Source organism: Stenotrophomonas panacihumi (assembly GCF_001431645.1).
In the GTDB taxonomy this organism is placed as follows: domain Bacteria; phylum Pseudomonadota; class Gammaproteobacteria; order Xanthomonadales; family Xanthomonadaceae; genus Stenotrophomonas_A; species Stenotrophomonas_A panacihumi.
Map to the genome: position 1 here is coordinate 1 of NZ_LLXU01000083.1, position 3,808 is coordinate 3,808.

General features: G+C 69.8%; 4 protein-coding genes. 2 read left to right on the forward strand and 2 right to left on the reverse strand.

Annotation, left to right across the window (positions count from 1 at the left end; all coding sequences use genetic code 11):
- Positions 1-106: 106 nt before the first annotated feature.
- Positions 107-907 (reverse strand): 3'(2'),5'-bisphosphate nucleotidase CysQ, encoded by an 801-nt coding sequence (gene cysQ, locus ARC20_RS10605; protein WP_272914618.1) that lies wholly within the window; start codon positions 905-907, stop codon positions 107-109.
- Positions 904-1,443: an ADP compounds hydrolase NudE gene (gene nudE, locus ARC20_RS10610; RefSeq protein ID WP_057646877.1), complete on the reverse strand. Its 540-nt coding sequence runs from the start codon at positions 1,441-1,443 to the stop codon at positions 904-906. Before nudE ends, cysQ begins: the two co-directional genes overlap by 4 nt.
- A 68-nt stretch (positions 1,444-1,511) precedes the next feature.
- Here nudE and bioA point away from each other — a divergent pair, with 68 nt between their 5' ends.
- Entirely contained in the window at positions 1,512-2,897 is a 1,386-nt protein-coding gene (gene bioA, locus ARC20_RS10615; protein ID WP_425478530.1) for an adenosylmethionine--8-amino-7-oxononanoate transaminase, read from the forward strand.
- The gene (locus ARC20_RS10620) at positions 2,888-3,622 is read left to right on the forward strand and encodes a 16S rRNA (uracil(1498)-N(3))-methyltransferase (protein WP_057646881.1); all 735 of its coding nucleotides are present in this window, start codon (positions 2,888-2,890) and stop codon (positions 3,620-3,622) included. Before bioA ends, ARC20_RS10620 begins: the two co-directional genes overlap by 10 nt.
- The last annotated feature ends 186 nt before the right edge of the window (positions 3,623-3,808 follow it).

Consider the following 3,808-nt stretch of genomic DNA (forward strand, 5'->3'; position numbering starts at 1 on the left):
GGAGGCTCGTAGGCGACATCCATGTCGCCTACGGTCCCGGAAAGGGCCCGCCCCCGACCGCCCGATCATTCAATGCGGGCGGAACGAAGATCAAAAGCAGGGGTCCTCAGATCCACTCGCGCCACGGCAACGCGGGGTCGCCGAGGGCCATGAAGTCGCCGTTGAGCAGGGTGTCGCGCTGGTTGTAGCGGAAGGGCTTGCCGCTGTGCGCGGCCAGTACCTGGCCACCGGCCGCTTCCAGCACGCATTGCCCTGCCGCAGTGTCCCATTCGGACGTGGGGCCGAAGCGCGGGTACACATCCAGCGCGCCGTCGGCGATACGACAGAATTTCAGCGAGGAACCCTGCGCGATGACTTCCACGTCGCCCATCCGCGCCAGCAGCGCATCGGTGCGCTCGCCGCGATGCGAACGGCTCGCCGCCACGCGCAACGGCGCGGTGGCCGGCGCGCGTACCTGCAGGCGTACCTGCTCGCTGCCTTCGCGGCGATACGCGGCGTCGCTTCGCCAGCCGTGCCACACGCGGCCGTCTACCGGGGCCTGGATCACGCCGAAGAGGGCGATGCCTTCGTCGATGAGCGCGATGTTGACGCTGAATTCGCCGTTGCGCTTGATGAACTCGCGCGTGCCGTCGAGCGGGTCGACCAGCCAGTAGCGCGGCCAGTGGCGGCGTTCGTCCCATGGCACCTGGGCCGATTCCTCCGAGAGCACCGGGATCTGCGGCGTGAGCTTCGCCAGGCCTTCGACGATGATGCGGTTCGCCGCCAGATCGGCCTGGGTCAGCGGGCTGGCGTCGTCCTTGGTCTGTACCGAGAAGCCGTCGGCATACACCTGCATGATCGCCGCGCCGGCGGCCTGGGCGATGGCGATGACGCCTTCGCCCAGTGCGTGGTCGGGCGCCGCGCTCACAGCTTGCCCGCCAGCCACTGGCGGGCGATCAGCAGCGCGGCCAGCGAGCGGCCCTCGGAAAAGTCTTCGCGCAGCAGCAGCTGGTCGAGTTCGGCGATCTTCCACGGCACCACTTCCAGCTCCTCCGGTTCGTCGCCCGGCAGGCGCTCGGGATACAGGTCGCGCGCCACCACCAGCCAGGATTGGTGCGCCATGTAGGTCGGTGCCAGGGTCATGGCGCGCAGCACGTCGAGGCGGCGGGCGCCGTAGCCGGCTTCTTCCTTCAGTTCGCGATCGGCGGCCTGCAGGGGGGTCTCGCCCTCGTCGATGCGCCCTTTCACCAGGCCCAGCTCGTAGCGATGCATGCCCGCGGCGTATTCGCGCACCAGCAGCACGGTGTCGTCGTCGAGCAGCGGCACCACCACCACCGCGCCATGGCCGCCGCTGAGCAGCCGGTGGTACAGGCGGCGTTCGCCGTTGGAGAACTCCAGGTCCAGCTGCTGGCGACCCTCGCCCAGCTCGCGGACCTCGTGGATCACCGGCAGGGTCCGGCTCATGCGGAAAACGCCGGGCCGCGGCGGGCCGATAGAATGGGCATATGCGCAAAGAGATTCATCACACCGAAATGCTAGCAGACCCCGCCGCCCTGGCCGATGCCTGGCGAAAACGCGACCTCGCCGTGCTCTGGCACCCGTGCACGCAGATGCGAGAGCACCCCGACACCCTGCCGCTGGTGCCCATCGCGCGCGGCGAAGGCGCCTGGCTGGTAGGCCACGACGAACGCCGCTACCTCGACGCCGTAAGCAGCTGGTGGACCAACCTGTTCGGCCATGCCGAACCGCGCATCGGCGCGGCCATCGCCGCGCAGGCCGGATCGCTGGAACAGGTGATGCTGGCCGGCTTCAGCCACGAACCGGCGATCCGCCTGGCCGAACGCCTGCTGGAGATCGCGCCGCGCCAGGCCGGCCGCGCGCCGCTGTCCAAGGTCTTCTACGCCGACAACGGCTCGGCCGGCGTGGAAGTCGCGCTGAAGATGGCCTTCCACTATTTCCGCAACCGCGGCGAGCTGCAGCGCACGCGTTTCGTGGCGCTGGAGAACGGCTACCACGGCGAAACCATCGGCGCGCTGTCGGTGGGCGACATCCCGCTGTATCGCCGCGTGTATGCGCCACTGCTGGCCGAGGCGCTGTTCGCGCCCTCGCCCGACGCCTACCTCGCCGCGCCGGGCCAGTCGGCCGAAAGCCGCGCCCTGCAGGCGGCCGACGCGCTCGCCGACCTGTTCGACCAGCACCCCGGCGAAATCTGCGCGGTGATCCTGGAGCCGCTGCTGCAATGCGCGGGCGGCATGCGCATGCACCACCCGGCCTACGTGCGCCGGGTACGCGAGCTGTGCGACGCGCACGGCGCCTTCATGATCGCCGACGAGATCGCCACCGGCTTCGGCCGCACCGGCACCTTGTTCGCCTGCGAGCAGGCCGGGGTGATGCCGGACCTGATGTGCCTCTCGAAGGGCCTGACCGGCGGCTTCCTGCCGCTGTCGGCGGTGCTGGCCACGCAGGATCTCTACGACGCCTTCCTGGACGATTCGCGCGAGCGTGCCTTCCTGCATTCGCACAGCTACACCGGCAACCCGATCGCCTGTGCCGCCGCGCTGGCGTGCCTGGACATCTTCGCCAGCGACGACGTCATCGCCCGCAACCACGCCACCGCCGCGCGCATGCGCGAGCTTTCGCTGCCCATCGGCGAACACCGGCACGTGGCCGACCTGCGCCAGGCCGGCATGGTGGTGGCCTTCGAACTGACCCGCGACGGCGACCGCCGCACCCCGTTCCCCGCGTCCGCGCGCGTGGGCCTGCACGCCTACAAGGCCGCGCTGGCGCGTGGCGTGGTGCTGCGCCCGCTCGGCGACATTCTTTACTGGATGCCGCCGTACTGCATCGACGACGAGCAGCTGGCCTTGCTGGCCGAAACCACGCTGGCCGCCATCGAGGAAGCCACCGCATGCGCCTGACCCGCAGCCACGTCGACCTGCCGCTGTCCGCCGGTGCCGAGCTGGTGCTGCCGGAAGACACCGCCAACCACCTGCTGCGCGTACTGCGCCTGGGCGAAGGCGATGCCTGCGTGCTGTTCAACGGCGACGGCCACGACTACCCCGCCACGATCACCCTGGCGGCCAAGCGCGAGGCACGCGTGCGGCTCGACGCGCCGCTGGCCGTGTACACCGAATCGCCGCGCCCGCTGATCCTGCTGCAGGGCATCGCGCGCGGCGAGAAGATGGATTTGATCCTGCAGAAGGCGACCGAACTGGGCATCACCGCCATCGCCCCGGTCAACGCCGAACGCACCGAAGTGAAGCTCGACGCCCAGCGCCTGGAAAAGCGCGTCGCCCACTGGCACAGCGTCATCGTCTCGGCGTGCGAACAATCCGGCCGTGCCCGCGTACCGGCGCTGTCGCCACCACGATCGCTGACGGACGCCGCCGCGGCGACGCCGGCAAACGCTCTCAAGCTCACCCTCGACCCGCAAGGCGAACACCGCCTTTCAACGCTGGAAGCCGCCGCCGACACCCCCATCGTGGTGGCCATCGGCCCGGAAGGCGGCTGGTCTCCAAGAGACCGTGAAACGCTGGCGGCGGCGGGCTTCCAGGGCCTGCAGCTGGGCCCACGCATCCTGCGTACGGAGACGGCCGGCCTGGCGGCCATCGCGGCCTTGCAGGCAAAGCTAGGCGACCTGTAACCGACCGCGAACGCACACGCATCCATCCAGCCAAGCAGAGACCGGAAGCGCGAAGGGTTTGATCTTCGATCCGCCTGCGCGGAACGCTCGGGGCGTCCGGGGGCAGGCCCTTTCCGGGACCGTAGGCGACATGGATGTCGCCTACGAGCCTCCATGGATGGATTCACGGCGTGTCCCGGAAAGGGC